This window comes from Arthrobacter sp. P1_B3 (assembly GCF_056406615.1).
Genome location: NZ_JBFTZV010000004.1, coordinates 19222 through 36198 on the forward strand (window position 1 = coordinate 19222; position 16977 = coordinate 36198).

A 16977-nucleotide genomic window follows, 5' to 3' on the forward strand; every position below is an offset into this window, starting at 1 on the left:
TGCTGCTACCCGTGACCTGACCATTGCTCCTGCCGGCGCCTACTGTGAAGCCTCGTCCCCGCCGTAGGGTTCCGGCCCAATGACAACATCGTTGGCGGCTCCGTGACACCACTCCGAAAACGATCCCGGGTACAAGGCAGCGGAAAAGCCGGCGATCTCAAGGGCGGCGATTTCATGGGCCGCTGTCACGCCGGAACCGCAATACACGGCGGTGGGAACGTCTGCCCTGTAGCCGAGCCGCTCGAACCGCTCCCGGAGCTCCGCCGGGGCCAGAAAGCGCCCGTCAGCCTGCAGGTTTCCTGTGGTGGGGGCGCTCACGGCGCCCGGAATATGGCCGGCGCGGGGATCCACGGGTTCGATTTCCCCGCGGTAGCGTTCGGCCGCCCGGGCGTCAAGAAGCAAGCCGCGCCGCCCCCAGGTGGCGGCCTGTCCTGCGTCAATTGCGGGCATGGCGCCGGCGGACAGGGTGACGTTCCCCGGTACGGGCTGTTCGGATCCGGCCGCAAGTTCGAACCCGGCGGCACGCCAGGCGGCCAGGCCGCCGTCGAGCAGGTGAACCTGCCGGAAGCCGGCGTTGCGCAGCATCCACCACAGCCGGGCGGCGGCCATGTTGCCGCTGTCGTCGTAGGCTACGACGGCGTCGGCGTCGTTGATGCCCCAGCGGCGCGCGGACTTCTGGAACTGTTCCAGCGGCGGCAACGGGTGCCTTCCGCGTCGCGGTTCCGCGGGTCCGGCGAGTTCGGTGGCGAGATCCACGAAGGCAGCTCCAGGGATGTGTTCGCGCAGATAGTGGTCGTGACCGTGGGGGTCACCGAGCGCCCAGCGAACGTCGAGGAGCACTGTGCGCTGGCCGGTTCCGCCGGCGCCGTCCAGCCGGTCCTTGAGGGCAGCAGCATCGAGAAGGGTGTCCATTTCCCCACTCTATCTTCGGCGTCCCGCCGCCCCCGGTAGGCTGTAGCGGTGAACACCGCGCACCAGCAGGACCGGGCCTGGGCCGACGAGGCCGTCCGCCGGATCAACGCCGAAAACAACCGCTCTGCCGACACCCACCTGTATTCGGTGCCGCTCCCGGACCACTGGGGCGTGCAGCTGTACCTGAAGGACGAATCCACCCACCGCACGGGCAGCCTCAAGCACCGGCTGGCGCGTTCGCTGTTCCTTTTCGGTCTCGTCAACGGCTGGATCCGGGAAGGCACCACGATCGTTGAGGCGTCCAGCGGCAGCACCGCCGTCTCCGAAGCCTATTTTGCGCAACTGCTCGGTCTGCCCTTCATTGCCGTGATGACCCGGACCACCAGCCGCGAGAAGATCGCCCTGATAGAACAGTTCGGCGGCTCGTGCCACCTGGTGGACCACGCGTCCGAGGTCTACGAAGCGGCCGCGGATCTGGCCAGCAGCACCGGCGGGCACTACATGGACCAGTTCACGTACGCCGAACGTGCCACGGACTGGCGCGGGAACAACAACATCGCCGAGTCGATCTTCGGCCAACTGGCACTGGAGGAGCACCCGGTCCCCCGCTGGGTTGTGGTCGGAGCCGGCACCGGCGGGACCAGCGCCACGATCGGCCGGTACCTGCGGTACCACTGCCACGAGACCAGGCTCGCTGTCGTCGACCCGGAAAATTCCGCGTTTTATCCCGGCTGGCGGAACAGCAGGCCCGACGGCGGAAGTCCCGCTCCCGGGACAGCAACCGGCGGGACAGCTACTGTCGCAACGGCGGCCGGTTTGCCGTCACGCATCGAGGGCATCGGCAGGCCGCGGATGGAGCCGAGTTTTGTGCCCGCCGTGATCGACCACATGATCCAGGTTCCCGACGCTGCGTCGGTGGCGGCCATGCGACACCTGAGGGAACATGCCGGACTGCACGCGGGCCCGTCCACCGGCACCAATCTCTGGGGCGTGTGGCAGCTCATCGCCGGGATGATCGCGGAGGGCCGGCGCGGCAGTGTTGTCTCGCTCATGTGCGACGCCGGGGACCGCTACGCCGGGAACTACTACAACCCGGAGTGGCTGGACGCCCAGGGCCTGGATCCCGAGCCTCACGAGGCCGTGCTGCGCGAGTTCTTCCAAACCGGCGTCTGGCCGGCCTAGGCTAGACCTCCACTGAATCGCCGCTGGAGAGGTGCCGGTACTCTGTGCCGTACTTGGCGCCGATCCGGGTCACATGCCCCTCCACCAGGCCGCGGCCCAGCTCGTTCAGGAGCGCGTCGTGGACAGGGAAGGCCTGCGGGGCGCGGACGCCGATGACGAAGTCCACCACTTCGCCCACCTTGTTCCACGGGGCGTGGATGGGTACAAGCAGCGTCTTGACTTCGACGCCGTCGGGGATCGCGAAGGAGTCCCCGGGGTGGTAGACGTTGCCATCCACCAGGTAGCCGACGTTGGCCACGACGGGGATCTGCGGGTGGATGAGGGCGTGCTGGCCACCATATGTCCTGACCGCGAAGCCGGAGGTTTCAAATTCCTCGCCCGCGGCCGCCGCATGGATGCGGCTCCCGGCGTCGGGCGCCTTGCCGCGAAGCGTAGCGGCCACCGCCTCCGGGGCGAAAAGCTCAAGGTCAGTGTTTGACTGCAACGCCGCGGCGACGGCGTCGACGTCCACATGGTCCGCGTGCTCGTGGGTGATCAGGACTGTATGGGCTCCGGCCAGGGCCCGGTCCGTCTCCGAAAAAGTTCCCGGGTCAAACACCAACACCCGGCCGTCCTGCTCGAGGCGGACACAGGCATGCGTGAATTTGGTCAGCTTCATCCGGCCAGCCTAGGCACCAGCCGCCACAGTGTCCACGGAGCGCTGCTGGCAATCTTGGACGCTGGTAATCTTGGACATTGCCACCACACCTCAGCGAGTCCCACCCGCGCATCCTTTGACGAAGCGAGTTCCACGATGTCCCAAGGCACTACCGCCGGCAGCAGCCGGACTCCGGCCTCGGCACCGGTGCAGGGCAAGGAGCAGCGCGTTACCAAGCAGCGCCTCGCCGTCAGCGCCGCCCTGGACGATCTGGCGGACTTCGTCAGCACCCAGGAACTGCACCGCATCCTCCAGGAGCGTGGCACCGCGGTGTCCCTCGCCACGTCCTACCGGATCCTGCAGTCCCTCGCCGACGACGGGCTGGTGGATGTCCTGCGCAACGCCGACGGCGAAGCGGTCTACCGGCGCTGCGCCGTCACCGGGCACCATCATCACTTGCTGTGCCGCAACTGCGGCAAGGCCGTGGAAGTGGAAGCCCCGGCGGTGGAAGCCTGGGCCGCGCGGATCGCGCGGGAGCACGGATTCACCGCGGTGGAGCACACCGTGGAAATCTTCGGGCTGTGCCCGGAATGCACGGCTTTGACGGCCGGCGAGTAGCCCCGCCGGCTCAGGCCACCGCCGTCGTCGTGGTGCGTACAATCCGGCCGTTCAGCCCCCGCTTGGCCCGGGCGTTGCCGATCATGCGGCAGGCCACATAGATCACGAAGGACAGCGTGGTCACATACGGGCTGATCGGCAGCCGGCCGCCGAGAGCCAGCAGGATGCCTCCGACGGTCGCCGCCATCGCGAAGACGATGCTCAGCGTGACCACCAGCCGGGGCGAGGACGTGACGCGCATGGCGGCCGCCGCGGGCGTGATCAGCAGGGCCAGCACCAGCAGGGCGCCCACAATCTGGATGGACAGCGCCACGCTGATTCCCAGCAGCACCATGAAACCCAGGGCCAGGGCTCGCACCGGCACGCCGCGGGCGGTGGCGACGTCGGGGTCAACACTGGCAAAGGTCAACGGCCGCCAGATGGCGACCAGCGCCAGCATCACCACGACGGCGGCGACCGCCAGGACCTGCAGCTGGACCGTCCCGACCGACACAATCTGTCCGGTGAGCAGGCCGAACTTGTTGGCCGCCCGGCCCTCGTACAGGGACAGGAAGAGGATGCCCAGGCCCAGCCCGAAGGGCATGATGACGCCGATAATCGAGTTCTTGTCCCGGGCACGGACACCCATCACGCCCAGCACCACGGCTGCGATGACCGATCCTGCCAGCGAGCCGAGGATAATGTCCGCGCCAATCAGCAGCGCGAACGCCGCCCCGGCAAAGGACAGCTCCGAGATTCCGTGGACCGCAAAAGCCAGGTCGCGTTTCATCACGAAGGTGCCCATCAGTCCGCCCAGCAGACCGAGGACGGCGCCGGCCCAGATGGAGTTCTGCACCAGGACCAGCAGCTCGGCGTAGTTTTCGAAATTGAAGATTGAATGCAGCAGATTGCCCAGATCCATTTAGCCCGCCTCCCCTGCGACAGAATGCGCGTCCTCGTGGTGGTGCGTCGCGCCGTCCGGCAGCCCCACAACGATCAGCCGGCCATTGGCTTGGATGACTTCAACATGGCTGCCGTACAAGTCGGAAAGCACCTCGGTGGTCATGACCTCAGCGGGGGTGCCCACCCGGAACCGGCCGCCGGCCAGGTAAAGGACCCGGTCCACGTAATCCATGATCGGGTTGATCTCGTGGGTCACGAACACCACGGCACTCTCCGACTCACGGCACTGCTTGTTGATCAGTGCGCTGACGCCCTGCTGGTGCTGAAGGTCGAGGGACAGCAACGGCTCGTCGCACAGCAGCACTTTGGGATCCGCCGCGAGGGCCTGGGCCACGCGCAGGCGCTGCTGCTCACCGCCGGAGAGCTGCCCCACCGGCACCTTGGCGTAGTCGGTGGCGCCCACGAGATCGAGGAGCTCATCGACCTTCCGGTTCACTTTTGCCCCGCCCAGGCGGATGCCCCAGCGGTGGCCGTCGACGCCGAGGGCCACGAGGTCGCGGGCGCGCAGGGGCGTATCGGGGTCGAATGATTTCTGCTGGGGCACGTAGCCGATCCGGCGGCTTCCCCGCTCAACGGGATGGCCGTCGAGCACGGCAGTTCCCGTGCTCAGTTCCTGCAGGCCCAGCAGGACCTTCAGGAAGGTGGTCTTGCCGCTGCCGTTCGGACCGAGCACGGCAAAGAATTCACCCGGGTTGATGTCCAGGTCCAGGCCCTCCCACAGTGTCCGTTGGCCGAACGCCAGGGAGGCGCCGCGGAGGCTCACTACCGGTGTCAAATGGGGTTTCCTCGATTTTCCGCGGAGACGGCTGCTCCCGCTGTTGCGATCATCCTAGGGCCCTGCCGATGCTCTCCACATTCCCGGTCATCCACTGCAGGTAGGACTGGCCGTCCGGGAGGGTTTCGCTGAAGTTCACTACCGGGACGCCCGCGGTCTCGGCGGCCCTTTTCAGCGCCACCGTCTGCGGTCCCTCGGTCTGGGTATTATAGGCCAGCAGCCGGACGCCCCGGGATGCCACGAGATCGACGGCGGCCTTGAGCACTGCGGGCGGGACATCGGCGTCTTCCTCGATCGCCGCCGTGTACTCGGCCGGGGTCTCGTTCTCCAGTCCGGCGTCCTCAAGCAGGTACAGGGGTACGGGCTCGGTGACGGCCACGGGCACATGGCCCGCCGAGGACTTGATCGCGGCGAGCCTGGTTTCCAGGCCTCCGAGAGAGTCCTTGAAGGCTGCCGCGTTGGTCCGGAACATCTGCGCCGAGGCCGGTTCCAGCGCGCCCAGCTTGTCCGCGACGGCGTCCGCGAGGCGGGACATGGCCGGCAGGCTGTACCAGACGTGCTCGTTCAACCCGGTGTGCTCGTGGGTGTGGCCGGCGGAGTCGGGGCTCGCCGCTGCCGGGCTTTCGGTGGCGAGGCCGGAGACGTCCACGGCGCTGATGATGTTGCCGGGCTCCAGCCCCGTGTCGGTTGCCAGCGTGTCGATGAAGGCGTCGTACCCCCCGCCGTTCTCCACGACGAGCTCGGCCTTGGAGACGGCCAGCTTGTCCTGGGTGGTGGCCTCGTAGGAGTGCGGGTCCTGGCTGGTGCGGTTGATGATCGAGCTGACCCGGACCTTGTCGCCGCCGATGCTGGAGACAATGTCGCCGTACACGCTGGTGGAGGCGACGACGTCGACCACGCCGTCGCCGGCGGTCCCGCGCGAGCTGCCCGCCGTCGGGCTGCACGCGGTGAGCAGGAGGCCTAAGCCGGCGAGACCTGCCAGCATGGCTCGGGCAGCGGGACGGCGCACGGGAACCTCGGATCTGTTATTGAGAATCAGGAGCAATAGCAACAGCCCGAGTGTATCCCTAAATAGGAATCATTCCTATTTAGGGATACACGGCATGCCGTACTGCCGCCCGCCCGCTAGTGGCAACGCGCTACTGGTCTTGGCCCAGCCTGCGGTAGCCGGTGGCCTGCGTCGCGTCCCGGATTTCGCCGACGAGCTGCTCGATCACGTCCTCCAGGAACAGCACCCCCTGGGTCAGCCCGTCGGGGCCGATCACGCGGGCAAGGTGCGAACCCGTGCGCTGCATGACGGACATGGCCTTCTCGATTTCGTCGTCCATGGCGAGGTTCGCCAGCGACCGGATGCGGCTTTCCGCAATGGGCTCCCGGTATCGGTCGTCCGGGATGGTCAGCACGTCCTTGATGTGGAGGTACCCGGCAAGCATGCCGTCGTCATCGAGCATGGGGAAGCGCGAAAACCCTGTCCGGCTCACTGCTTTTTCGAACTGCGCCGGTGTGGTGGCGGCCTTGAGCATGACGAGCTTTCCCAGCGGGACCATGACGGTGGATGCCGTGTGTTCAGAGAACTCCAGCGCACCGGTGATGAGACCGGCATCGTCGTCCACGAGCCCGTGGCGGGTGGATTCCTGCACGATGGACTGCACTTCTTCAAGGGTGAAGGAGGAGGTGACCTCATCCTTCGGCTCAATCCGCATCAGCTTCAGGATGTGGTTTGCTGACCAGTTAAGCGCGGCAATGACGGGCTTGACCATTCGCGCGATGAACATCAGCGGCGGCGCCAGCAGCAGCGCCGCCTTGTCCGCCACTGACACGGAGATGTTCTTGGGCACCATCTCGCCGAACGTGACATGCAGGAACGTCACCACCAGCAATGCGACGGCGAAGGCCACAATGTCGGCGACCCCCACCGGGACGCCCAGCGCTTCCAGCGGAACCGCCAGCAGGTGGTGGATCGCCGGCTCGGCCACCAGCAGGATCAGCAGCGAGCAGACCGTGATGCCGAGCTGGGCGCAGGCCAGCATGAGGGAGACGCTTTCCATGGCCCGCAGGGTGGTCTGCGCGCGCTTGGAGCCGGCCTCGGCCAGCGGTTCGATCTGGCTCCGGCGGGCGGACATGACGGCAAATTCGGCTGCCACGAAGAAGGCATTGCCCACCAGCAGGAAGGCGAGCCACAGGATTCCTGCCCAGTCGCTCATGCGGCACCGGCCTGGCTGGCGGGCTGGCCGTCGTCTGGTACCCGGGTGGGACGGAAACAGATCCGGTCGATGCGGCGGCCGTCCATGCGGGTCACGCTGAGTGTCCCGCCGGCGACGTCGACTGTGTCGCCGACTGCAGCTATGCGGCCGAGCTGGCTCATGACGTAGCCTCCCACCGTTTCGTAGGCAGCCTCGTCGGGTACGGTCAGGCCCGGGATCTGTTCGGAGAGCTCATCGGGCCGGAGCAGTCCGGGAAAATACCAGTCCCCCGAGGCGCTCTGAAGCAGCCCGGGCCGGACCTTGTCATGTTCATCGGCCACTTCCCCGACGATTTCCTCCACGAGGTCTTCAAGGGTGGCGACGCCGGCCGTTCCGCCGTATTCGTCCAGGACGACGGCCAGTTGCAGGTTGCCTTCACGCAGTTCGGCCAGCAGTGCGTCCAAATGGATGGTTTCGGGCACCCGCAGAACATCGGTCATAATGGCTCCGACCTGCAGTTTGGCGCGTTTGCCGGAGGGGACGGCAATGGCTTTCTTGATGTGGACTACGCCGCGGATGTCATCGAAGGAATCGCCGATCACGGGGAAGCGGGAGTAGCCGGTGCGCCTGGCGGCCTCGACGATGTCCGAGACCGGCTGGTCGGCGTCGATGGTCTCCACCCGGATACGGGGCGTCATGACGTCCGCCGCCGTCTGCCCTGAGAACTTCAGGGTCCGGGCGATGAAGTTGGCGGTTCCGGCGTCGAGCGTGCCCATGGCCGCGGAGCGGCGCACGAGTGAGGCCAGTTCGGCCGGCGTGCGGGCACCGGAGATTTCCTCCTTGGCCTCCAGGCCAAAGATGTTGAGAACCTTGTTGGAGAAACCGTTGAGCACCACGATTGCGGGCTTGAAGATGGCGGTGAACACCAGCTGTGGCCGGGCGACGGCCTTGCCGATCGGGAACGACAGCGCGATGGCCATGTTTTTGGGCACCAGCTCGCCGATCAGCATGGAGAGCAGGGTGGCGAGCCCCATCGCGAGGACCAGCGACAAGGAAACAGCCGCCGCCGGCGGGACGCCGAGCGCGGTGAGGGGGCCTTGGAGCAGCGCACCGACCGAGGGTTCCATGACGTAGCCGGTCAGCAGCGTGGTCATGGTGATGCCCAGCTGGCAGCTGGAGAGCTGGGTGGAAAGTGACTTGAGGCATTTGAGCAGGGGCTCGGCGGCGGTGTCGCCGGTGTCCACGGCGCGCTGCACGGTGGCCTGGTCCAAGGCGACCAGGGAAAATTCCACGGCAACAAAGAACCCGGTGCCGAGGATGAGCAGGAGGCCTGCTGCAAGGAGTAGCCATTCCATCTCAGCGGCCCGCTTCCGCAGCTGCGGCACATGGCAGGAACCGCTGCAGGGACCGTAAATGCTGGAAGGGTCTGCCCGGCGGAGGATGGTCGGCGGCGGCCGACCCTGTTTCCTGGAAAGCTCCGGTGTGGCGTGTGGCCGGAGAATGATGGGCACGTGAACGGGGTTTGCCGGCTCTGCGGGTGGACTGCGCGGGAACGGTTTCCGTTCTCCGCTGACAGCCCCCAGGCCGGCACCTAGATTTACTGTCCATAAGAATTTCAGTCTACAGGAGCGGCCGCCGCCAGCCCCCGCCCGCCCGCGTCACCGGCCGCGCCGGACTCACCAGCTCTGCGGGACGGGCCGGCCTTCCTCGTACCCGGCCGCGGACTGGATGCCGGCCACGGCACGCTCCCGGAAAGCGGCGAGATCGGCGGCGCCTGCGTAGCTCATGGAACTGCGCAGGCCGGCGGTGATCATGTCCAGCAGATCCTCGACGCCGGGCCGCGCCGCGTCCACGTACATGCGGGACGTGGAGATGCCTTCCTCGAACAGGGCCTTGCGGTCCTTTTCAAATGCGCCCTCGCGCTGGTTGCGGTTCTGCACCGCCCGGGCGGACGCCATGCCGAAGCTCTCCTTGTACTGCCGGCCGGCGGCGTCGAGCTGCAGGTCCCCGGGGCTTTCGTGGGTGCCGGCAAACCAGGAGCCGATCATGACCTGGCTGGCCCCGGCGGCCAGGGCCAGGGCGACGTCGCGCGGGTAGCGGACCCCGCCGTCGGCCCACACCCGGCCGCCGGCTTCCCGCGCCGCGGCGGAACATTCGAGGACGGCGCTGAACTGCGGGCGGCCCACGGCCGTCATCATGCGCGTGGTGCACATGGCGCCCGGACCTACGCCGACCTTGACAATGTCCGCCCCGGCCTCGATGAGCTCACGGGTGGCCTCGCCGGTGACGACGTTGCCGGCGACCACCGGCACGCCGGGGTTGAGTCCTTTCACGGCAGCCAGGGCGTCGAACATTTTCTGCTGGTGCCCGTGCGCGGTATCGAGGACCAGCACGTTCACGCCGGCCGCCAGCAGCTCGGCGGCCCGCCCGGCCACGTCACCGTTGATGCCGACGGCAGCAGCCACCTTGAGTTTGCCCTCGTCGTCCAGGGACGGCCGGTAGAGCGTGGAGCGCAGTGCGCCCTTGCGCGTGAGCACACCGGCCAGGACTCCGTCCTGCTGCACGGGTGCGTAGTCTGTCCCGGCAGCATCCATCGCCTCAAAGGCGCGGCGAAGGGCCTTCACCGAACCGGAAGCATCCGCCGGGACCGCCGCCGGTCCGCCGCCAAACGATCCGGCATCCAGCAACCCGGCGTCCAGCACCAGCGGCTGGTGGCGGATGACGGAGGCCAGCGACGCGAAACGGTCCTGACCCTCGCAGTCGGCGGCCCGGACAACACCGGCGACAGCGCCGGCCTCATCCACCACCACGACGGCGCCGTGCGGCCGCTTGCCCATCAGGTGGAGGGCATCAATCACGGTGTCTGTGGGCGCGAGCGTGACGGGGGTCTCCAGGACCGGGTGGCGCCCCTTGATCCAGGCCGTGACATCCCGGATGACATCGAGCGGCACGTCCTGCGGCAGGACTCCAAGACCGCCGCGGCGGGCCATGGTCTCGGCCATCCGCTTCCCCGTCACCGCCGTCATGTTCGCCGCCACCAGCGGAATCGCCGAGCCGGTCCCGTCATCGGCTGCGAGATCGACGTCCAGGCGCGAGATGACATCCGACCGCGACGGCACCAGGAAGAGGTCGGAGTAAGTCAGATCGGTGGTGGGCTCATTCAGGAAACGCACGGCTGCTCCTTATGCTGGCACCCCCAGCTGGCGCCGTCGGCGCCGAAGGGGTTCTTCTTTGATTCTAGGGCGGTTCCCGGCGGGACCGGCACCGCGTCCGGCCCCGTGTAGGGCACCGTCTATGGCACAGTGCAAGGCACCGCGTCGGGGCCGATTCTGCACCGCTTCTTCACTCCAATTCTGTGGCTGCGGGGGCGGATCATGATTTGAGTCACGCTTATTGGCGGTTTGGCAAGAATCCTCACTAGACTGGCATGGGTCTGGGTTCACTGGACGCAGAGACTGGCTCAATCGTTGTGCCGATGCACCGTGGAAGCCAGAGGGAATCAAACTCATGGAAGAGGCGTATTTCAAGTGCCAGAGCAGCCTAGCCACCGTCTACCAGAGGAATTTGGCGGAAACGAGTGGCTCGTTGACGAACTGTACGAGCGTTACCAGCAGGACAAGAACACGGTCGACTCCAAGTGGTGGCCCCTGTTCGAATCCTTCGAAGCTAGTGACGCCTCTTCCGCCAACGGAACGTCCGGCACCGCGACAGCTGTGCATCCTGCCACCCGTGAACTTCCCGTCGTAGCGCCTGCTGCCGCTCCGGCAGCACCTGCGCCGGCCGCGCCCGCTGCCCCCGCAGCTCCCGCCGCGGCTGCGCCCGCACCGGCTGCCAAGAAAGCCCCGGCCACCGTCGCCCGGGACGGCGCCAGGACTTCCGACGCCGGCGCCGGCACCGCGCCGATCCCGGCGCAGCTGCCCAAGAACCTCAGGGCCCCGACGGCGCCCGAAGAGGACGTCGTCTCGGTCCTGCGCGGCCCGGCCAAGGCCATCGCGTCGAACATGGTCACCAGCCTGGAAGTTCCGACGGCCACGAGCGTCCGCGCCATCCCGGCGAAGCTGCTGATCGACAACCGAGTGGTCATCAACTCCAACCTGGCGCGCGCCCGCGGCGGCAAGGTCTCCTTCACGCACCTGATCGGCTACGCCGTCATCCGGGCCCTGTCCCAGTTCCCGTCGATGAACGTCTACTACGACGAGGTCGACGGCAAGCCCGTGGCTGTCCAGCCGGCGCACGTAAACTTCGGCATCGCGATCGACATGCCCAAGCCGGACGGCACCCGCCTGCTCATGGTCCCGAACATCAAGAAGGCGGAGACCCTCAACTTCTCCGAGTTCTGGCACACCTACGAGGACCTGATCAAGCGCGCCCGCAACGGCAAGCTGACCGCGGACGACCACTCCGGCACCACCGTGTCCCTGACCAACCCCGGCGGCATCGGCACCGTCCACTCGGTACCCCGCCTGTCCAAGGGCCAGGCCGCCATCATCGGCGTCGGCGCACTGGACTACCCGGCCGAGTTCCAGGGTGCCAGCGAGAAGATCATCGCGCACAACGCGATCAGCAAGGTCCTCACGCTGACCTCCACCTATGACCACCGCGTCATCCAGGGTGCCGGCAGCGGCGAGTTCCTCAAGCTCGTGCACCAGCTCCTGCTCGGTGCGCAGAATTTCTACGACGAGATCTTCGAGTCCCTGCGCATCCCCTACGAGCCCGTGCGCTGGAGCCCGGACCTGCAGGTGGACCCGGCCGACGAGATCAACAAGGTCGCCCGGATCCAGCAGCTGATCCACGCCTACCGCGTGCGCGGCCACCTCATGGCGGACACCGATCCGCTCGAGTACGTCCAGCGCAAGCACCCGGACCTCGACGTCCTGACCTACGGCCTGACCCTGTGGGACCTGGACCGCGAGTGGCCCACGGGCGGCTTCGGCGGCAAGCCGATGCTCAAGTTCCGCGACATCCTCGGCGTCCTCCGCGACGCCTACTGCCGCACCGCCGGCATCGAATACATGCACATCCAGGACCCCGCCGAGCGCAAGTGGTTCCAGGACCAGCTGGAGCACGCCTACTCGAAGCCGAGCCGCGACGAGCAGCTGCGCATCGTCTCCAAGCTCAACGCCGCCGAGGCCTTTGAGACCTTCCTGCAGACGAAGTTCGTCGGCCAGAAGCGCTTCTCGCTCGAAGGCGGCGAGTCCCTGATTCCGCTGCTGGACGCGATCATCTCCGACGCCGCCGACGACGAACTCGACGAAGTGGCGATCGGCATGGCCCACCGCGGCCGGCTCAACGTGCTGACCAACATCGCGGGCAAGACCTACGCCCAGGTCTTCCGCGAATTCGAAGGCACCCAGGACCCGCGCTCCGTGCAGGGCTCCGGCGACGTCAAGTACCACCTCGGCACCGAGGGCACCTTCACCTCGGACAACGGCAAGGAGACCAAGGTCTACCTCGCCGCGAACCCGTCCCACCTCGAGGCCGTGGACTCCGTCCTCGAAGGCATCGTCCGCGCCAAGCAGGACCGCCTCGACCAGGGCGAGGCGTTCCCCGTCCTGCCGATCATGGTGCACGGCGACGCCGCCTTCGCCGGTCAGGGTGTTGTCGCGGAAACGCTCAACCTCTCCCAGCTGCGCGGCTACCGCACCGGCGGCACCATCCACATCGTGGTCAACAACCAGGTCGGCTTCACCACCGCGCCGTCCTCCTCGCGTTCCTCCACCTACTCCACGGACGTCGCCAAGATGATCCAGGCGCCGGTGTTCCACGTGAACGGCGACGACCCGGAGGCCGTGGTCCGCATCGGGCARCTTGCCTACGAGTTCCGTCAGCGTTTCCACAAGGACGTTGTCATCGACATGGTGTGCTACCGGCGCCGCGGCCACAATGAGGGCGACGACCCCTCGATGACCCAGCCGCTGATGTACAACCTGATCGAAGCCAAGCGCTCGGTCCGCAAGCTGTACACCGAATCACTGATCGGCCGCGGTGACATCACCGAGGAAGAAGCCGAGCAGCTGCTGCGCGACTACCAGGAACGCCTGGAGCGCGTCTTCGCCGAAACCCACGCGGCCCAGACGTCCCCGATCCCGATCATCACGGCCGATTCCGCCGCGGTGTCCGATCTCGAACGCCCCATGGCCCAGCAGTCCGATTCCGGTGTCAGCGCCCCGGTCTCCACCGCGATCTCTGCGGAGACCCTGGCCCGCATCGGCAAGGCCCACACCGACATCCCCGAGGGCTTCACCGTCCACGCCAAGCTCAAGCAGCTGCTGGAGAAGCGTGAAGCGATGTCCCGTGAAGGCGGCATCGACTGGGGCTTCGGTGAGCTTGCCGCGTTCGGCTCGCTCATCATGGAGGGCGTTCCCGTCCGGCTCGCCGGCCAGGACTCACGCCGCGGCACGTTCGTGCAGCGGCACGCCGTCTTCCACGACCGTGCCAACGGCGACGAATGGCTGCCCCTGTCCCACCTGTCGGATGACCAGGCGAAGCTGTGGATCTACGACTCCCTGCTCTCCGAATACGCCGCCATGGGCTTCGAATACGGGTACTCCGTGGAGCGCCCGGACGCCCTGGTGCTCTGGGAGGCGCAGTTCGGTGACTTCGTCAACGGCGCGCAGACCATCATCGATGAGTTCATCTCCTCCGCCGAGCAGAAATGGGGCCAGCGGTCCTCGCTGGTTCTTATGCTGCCGCACGGCTACGAGGGCCAGGGACCGGACCACTCCTCCGCCCGCATCGAGCGGTTCCTGCAGATGTGCGCTGAAGAGAACATGATCGTGGCCAACCCCACGACGTCGGCCTCGCACTTCCACCTGCTGCGCCGCCAGGCCTACAGCAGGCCGCGCAAGCCGCTCATCATCTTCACGCCGAAGCAGCTGCTCCGCCTGAAGGCCGCGGCGTCCTCCGTGGAGGACTTCACCACCGGCTCGTTCCGCCCGGTCATTCCGGAGCACGCCGAGCTGCAGGCCGACGCCGTCGAACGCGTGCTGCTGGTTTCCGGACGCCTGTACTACGATCTGCTGTCCACCCGGCAGAAGACCGAGAACAAGACCACGGCGATCGTGCGCGTCGAGCAGCTCTACCCGCTGCCGGCCGCCGAAATCGCCGCGGAGCTGGCCAAGTACCCGAACGCCGAAGTCGTCTGGGCGCAGGACGAACCGGCCAACCAGGGTCCGTGGCCGTTCATCGGCCTGAACCTGCCCGATGCCCTGGACCGCCGGGTCCGCCTCATCTCCCGCCCCGCCTCGGCCTCCACCGCGGCAGGGTCGATGAAGCGCCACTCGGCAGAGCAGGACAGCTTGCTCAAGCAGGCATTTGCACGTAAATAGCGTCATTGCTGCCCGGCCGGAGACTGAAACACAACCTTCCGGCCGGGCAGTTCTGTTTAATGGACTATTAGTGGTCAGCTTGATGGACAGCGTTGAAGTGAAGAGGTAGTCGTGGAAGATCGGAAGCTGCGGATCGCGGCCGTTGGGGACGAGCTGTTGGCCGGGCTCGGTGATCCGCGCGCCTTGGGCTGGTTGGGGCGGGTCCTGGCCCGCACGCCGCAGGACAGCGTCGCACTGGAGTGCTACTCCCTGCCATGCCCGGAGGAGGGCACGGAGGGAATTGCCGCGCGCTGGCTCGAAGAGGCAGGCCGCCGCTTCGGCAACCACCACGAAAACCGCCTGGTGATCGGCCTGTCCGGACGCGACATTGAGTTCGGCCTGTCCACGGCGCGCAGCCGCCTGAACCTGGCCAACATCCTGGACTCCGCCTCGCAGAACAAGATCGAGGTCTTCGTCGTGGGCCCGCCGCCCACGCTGGACCCCGCCCAGAACCGCAGGCTCGGCGAACTGAACACCGCCTTCGCCGACGTCACGACGCGCCGGAAGCACCTCTACGTCGACACTTTCTCGCCGCTGCTGAACCACGAGCAATGGCGCCAGGACCTCGCGGCCAACGGCGGCACGCCCGGCCAGGCCGGGTATGGCCTCATGGCGTGGCTCGTGCTGCACCGCGGCTGGTTCCAGTGGCTGGGCCTGGACGCACCGGAATAGGCCGGCCACCCGGCACAGGGCCGTACCGGGCCGCACCCGTCCCGGAATTTCGCGATATATCTTGACCTGGCAGGGGGTGCGATATATCGTGACTTCATAGTCGCGATATATCGTCAGTTGTACAGCCCCTTTCGCCTTTCCGGAGGAACCATGTCAGAGAACACGTGGACCGTGACCGGCCCGCAGACCATCGACGTCGACGGCGTCCGCTCCCTCAAGCTCGGCATCGTCCGCGGCCGCTTCGATATCGTCACCCATGACGAGGACGTGGCCAGGATCGAAGTCTCCGAAATTGTCGGCGATCCGCTGTCGGTTTCCGTGGTCAACGGCCGCCTGGAAGTCCGCCACCAGCTGCACGGGCCGCAGGGCTGGTTCAAGAACCTGATGGGCACCGTCAACAACGGCAGCAGCAACTCCGTGGTCATCAGCATTGCCCTGCCCGCCGGCGTCGAGGTCGAAGCCGGGACGGTGAGCGGCGACGGCATGGTCTCCGGGATCAGCGGCCACGCCCGGCTCAACACCGTCTCGGGTTCCGTGCTGGCCGACGGCACCGCCGGGGACCTGTCCGTCAACACAGTCAGCGGCGAGGTGATTGCCCGCAACCACCGCGGCGTCCTGACCGCCAAGAGCGTCTCCGGCGAAGTGACGGCCTCGGGGGAATTCAGCCACATCCGCGCGAACACCGTCAGCGGGGACCTGAACTTCGACCTGCACGGCTTCACTCAAGATTTTGGCGCCAATTCAGTCTCCGGCGACGTCACCATCCGGCTTCCGCACGACATCGGCGTGGACATCGTCGCTAAATCCGCCAGCGGGGCGGTGGTCATCGATGACCTGAGGTACGCCCAGTCCAGCGGCACGGTGCAGACCATCGCGGGACCGGACGCCAAGCTGATGCTGGTCCGGACCAACTCGGTCTCGGGAAAAACGTCAATCTTCCACGGCCAGCCCACCGCGGATACCGAAACGGCCCTCTGATGCCTCCCGTCTTCGCCCACGGCGCGCTGCGGCTGTACCTGCTCGCCCTGCTCGAATCAGGCCCCAAGCACGGCTATGAACTCATCAAGGCGCTCAGCGAGCGTTTCGGCGGCACCTACTCCCCCAGCGCCGGAACCATCTACCCGCGCCTGGGCAAGCTCGAAGAAGAAGGGCTCGTGGCCACCCACACGGAGGGCCGCCGCACCAACTACAGCATCACCCCGGCGGGACTCACAGAGCTGAACAGCCGGCGGGACGAACTCGCCGGCGTCGAAAACGACATTTCGGCCTCGGTTCGGCGGCTGGCAGACAACCTGCGCCAGGACATCCGCGTCAACATGCGCGGCCTCCGGGCCGATCTCGCGGCAACGGCGGAGGCGGCGCGGACCTCGGCCCGCGCCGCGGGCTCTGCCGGCAGCGCGGGGAGCCCGTGGTACTCCCCGGAGGGCGAACGGCGGCTGAAGGAGGCGGAAATGCTGGTGCAGGCCTTCCGCGACGACATGCGGGTGGAACTGCGGCGCCACGCCGGGAGCCATCCCGTCACGGCCGTCACGCTCGAAACGGTCAAGACCGTGCTGGACCAGGCCCGGATCTCGATCCGCAATTCGCTGGAGGACTGACCCCGCGCGCAACCTGGCCGTGCCTGCAGCGGCGGGCGGGCCCCCGGTTCGCGGCGGGTGCCGCGATGTGGGAGACTTGAGGGCAGCTCTT

14 protein-coding genes are annotated in these 16977 nt (G+C 67.1%); 6 read left to right on the forward strand and 8 right to left on the reverse strand.

What is annotated here, in order from left to right; genetic code table 11:
- Positions 1 to 39 precede the first annotated feature (39 nt).
- Positions 40 to 912: a sulfurtransferase gene (locus tag AC1D2F_RS05725; RefSeq protein WP_476966382.1), complete on the reverse strand. Its 873-nt coding sequence runs from the start codon at positions 910 to 912 to the stop codon at positions 40 to 42.
- 48 nt (positions 913 to 960) lie between these two features.
- Here AC1D2F_RS05725 and AC1D2F_RS05730 point away from each other — a divergent pair, with 48 nt between their 5' ends.
- Positions 961 to 2094 (forward strand): PLP-dependent cysteine synthase family protein, encoded by a 1134-nt coding sequence (locus AC1D2F_RS05730; RefSeq protein WP_229995937.1) that lies wholly within the window; start codon positions 961 to 963, stop codon positions 2092 to 2094.
- A gap of 1 nt (position 2095) precedes the next feature.
- Here AC1D2F_RS05730 and AC1D2F_RS05735 read toward each other — a convergent pair whose 3' ends face one another.
- A complete protein-coding gene (locus tag AC1D2F_RS05735; protein WP_229995936.1) occupies positions 2096 to 2752 on the reverse strand; it encodes an MBL fold metallo-hydrolase in 657 nt (218 codons plus the stop codon).
- 135 nt (positions 2753 to 2887) lie between these two features.
- Between AC1D2F_RS05735 and AC1D2F_RS05740 the strand changes: the two genes are divergently transcribed.
- Positions 2888 to 3349 (forward strand): Fur family transcriptional regulator, encoded by a 462-nt coding sequence (locus AC1D2F_RS05740; protein WP_229995935.1) that lies wholly within the window; start codon positions 2888 to 2890, stop codon positions 3347 to 3349.
- Positions 3350 to 3359: 10 nt separating this feature from the next.
- On the opposite strand, the gene AC1D2F_RS05745 is transcribed toward AC1D2F_RS05740, so the two are convergent.
- The 6 genes from AC1D2F_RS05745 to AC1D2F_RS05770 all read right to left on the reverse strand — a co-directional run bounded on the left by AC1D2F_RS05745 (position 3360) and on the right by AC1D2F_RS05770 (position 10422).
- Complete coding sequence (locus AC1D2F_RS05745; protein ID WP_229995934.1) at positions 3360 to 4250, reverse strand: metal ABC transporter permease; 891 nt, start codon at positions 4248 to 4250, stop codon at positions 3360 to 3362.
- Entirely contained in the window at positions 4251 to 5066 is an 816-nt protein-coding gene (locus tag AC1D2F_RS05750) for a metal ABC transporter ATP-binding protein (protein ID WP_229995933.1), read from the reverse strand.
- A 49-nt stretch (positions 5067 to 5115) separates the two neighbouring features.
- Complete coding sequence (locus tag AC1D2F_RS05755) at positions 5116 to 6075, reverse strand: metal ABC transporter solute-binding protein, Zn/Mn family (RefSeq protein WP_476966383.1); 960 nt, start codon at positions 6073 to 6075, stop codon at positions 5116 to 5118.
- 130 nt (positions 6076 to 6205) lie between these two features.
- Positions 6206 to 7270, reverse strand: a complete 1065-nt coding sequence (locus AC1D2F_RS05760; protein ID WP_229995931.1) for a hemolysin family protein — start codon at positions 7268 to 7270, stop codon at positions 6206 to 6208.
- The gene (locus AC1D2F_RS05765) at positions 7267 to 8604 is read right to left on the reverse strand and encodes a hemolysin family protein (protein WP_364745939.1); all 1338 of its coding nucleotides are present in this window, start codon (positions 8602 to 8604) and stop codon (positions 7267 to 7269) included. The genes AC1D2F_RS05760 and AC1D2F_RS05765 overlap by 4 nt, the downstream gene beginning before the upstream one ends.
- 321 nt (positions 8605 to 8925) lie before the next feature.
- On the reverse strand, positions 8926 to 10422 hold the full coding sequence (locus AC1D2F_RS05770) for a GuaB1 family IMP dehydrogenase-related protein (protein ID WP_364745936.1): 1497 nt from the start codon (positions 10420 to 10422) through the stop codon (positions 8926 to 8928).
- A gap of 354 nt (positions 10423 to 10776) precedes the next feature.
- Between AC1D2F_RS05770 and AC1D2F_RS05775 the strand changes: the two genes are divergently transcribed.
- The 4 genes from AC1D2F_RS05775 to AC1D2F_RS05790 all read left to right on the forward strand — a co-directional run bounded on the left by AC1D2F_RS05775 (position 10777) and on the right by AC1D2F_RS05790 (position 16886).
- A complete protein-coding gene (locus AC1D2F_RS05775) occupies positions 10777 to 14577 on the forward strand; it encodes a multifunctional oxoglutarate decarboxylase/oxoglutarate dehydrogenase thiamine pyrophosphate-binding subunit/dihydrolipoyllysine-residue succinyltransferase subunit (protein ID WP_229995352.1) in 3801 nt (1266 codons plus the stop codon).
- Positions 14578 to 14688: 111 nt separating this feature from the next.
- Positions 14689 to 15288, forward strand: a complete 600-nt coding sequence (locus AC1D2F_RS05780) for a GDSL-type esterase/lipase family protein (protein ID WP_026538458.1) — start codon at positions 14689 to 14691, stop codon at positions 15286 to 15288.
- A 150-nt stretch (positions 15289 to 15438) separates the two neighbouring features.
- Complete coding sequence (locus AC1D2F_RS05785) at positions 15439 to 16266, forward strand: DUF4097 family beta strand repeat-containing protein (protein WP_364745932.1); 828 nt, start codon at positions 15439 to 15441, stop codon at positions 16264 to 16266.
- Entirely contained in the window at positions 16266 to 16886 is a 621-nt protein-coding gene (locus AC1D2F_RS05790; RefSeq protein ID WP_229995350.1) for a PadR family transcriptional regulator, read from the forward strand. Before AC1D2F_RS05785 ends, AC1D2F_RS05790 begins: the two co-directional genes overlap by 1 nt.
- The last annotated feature ends 91 nt before the right edge of the window (positions 16887 to 16977 follow it).

What these genes read in the sequence shown, in the direction of transcription:
- AC1D2F_RS05725 (WP_476966382.1), bottom strand. Translation starts at nt 912, where the DNA reads ATGGACACCCTTCTCGATGCTGCTGCCCTCAAGGACCGGCTGGACGGC.
- AC1D2F_RS05745 (WP_229995934.1), bottom strand. Translation starts at nt 4,250, where the DNA reads ATGGATCTGGGCAATCTGCTGCATTCAATCTTCAATTTCGAAAACTAC.
- AC1D2F_RS05740 (WP_229995935.1), top strand. Translation starts at nt 2,888, where the DNA reads ATGTCCCAAGGCACTACCGCCGGCAGCAGCCGGACTCCGGCCTCGGCA.
- AC1D2F_RS05790 (WP_229995350.1), top strand. Translation starts at nt 16,266, where the DNA reads ATGCCTCCCGTCTTCGCCCACGGCGCGCTGCGGCTGTACCTGCTCGCC.
- AC1D2F_RS05785 (WP_364745932.1), top strand. Translation starts at nt 15,439, where the DNA reads ATGTCAGAGAACACGTGGACCGTGACCGGCCCGCAGACCATCGACGTC.
- AC1D2F_RS05735 (WP_229995936.1), bottom strand. Translation starts at nt 2,752, where the DNA reads ATGAAGCTGACCAAATTCACGCATGCCTGTGTCCGCCTCGAGCAGGAC.
- AC1D2F_RS05760 (WP_229995931.1), bottom strand. Translation starts at nt 7,270, where the DNA reads ATGAGCGACTGGGCAGGAATCCTGTGGCTCGCCTTCCTGCTGGTGGGC.
- AC1D2F_RS05765 (WP_364745939.1), bottom strand. Translation starts at nt 8,604, where the DNA reads ATGGAATGGCTACTCCTTGCAGCAGGCCTCCTGCTCATCCTCGGCACC.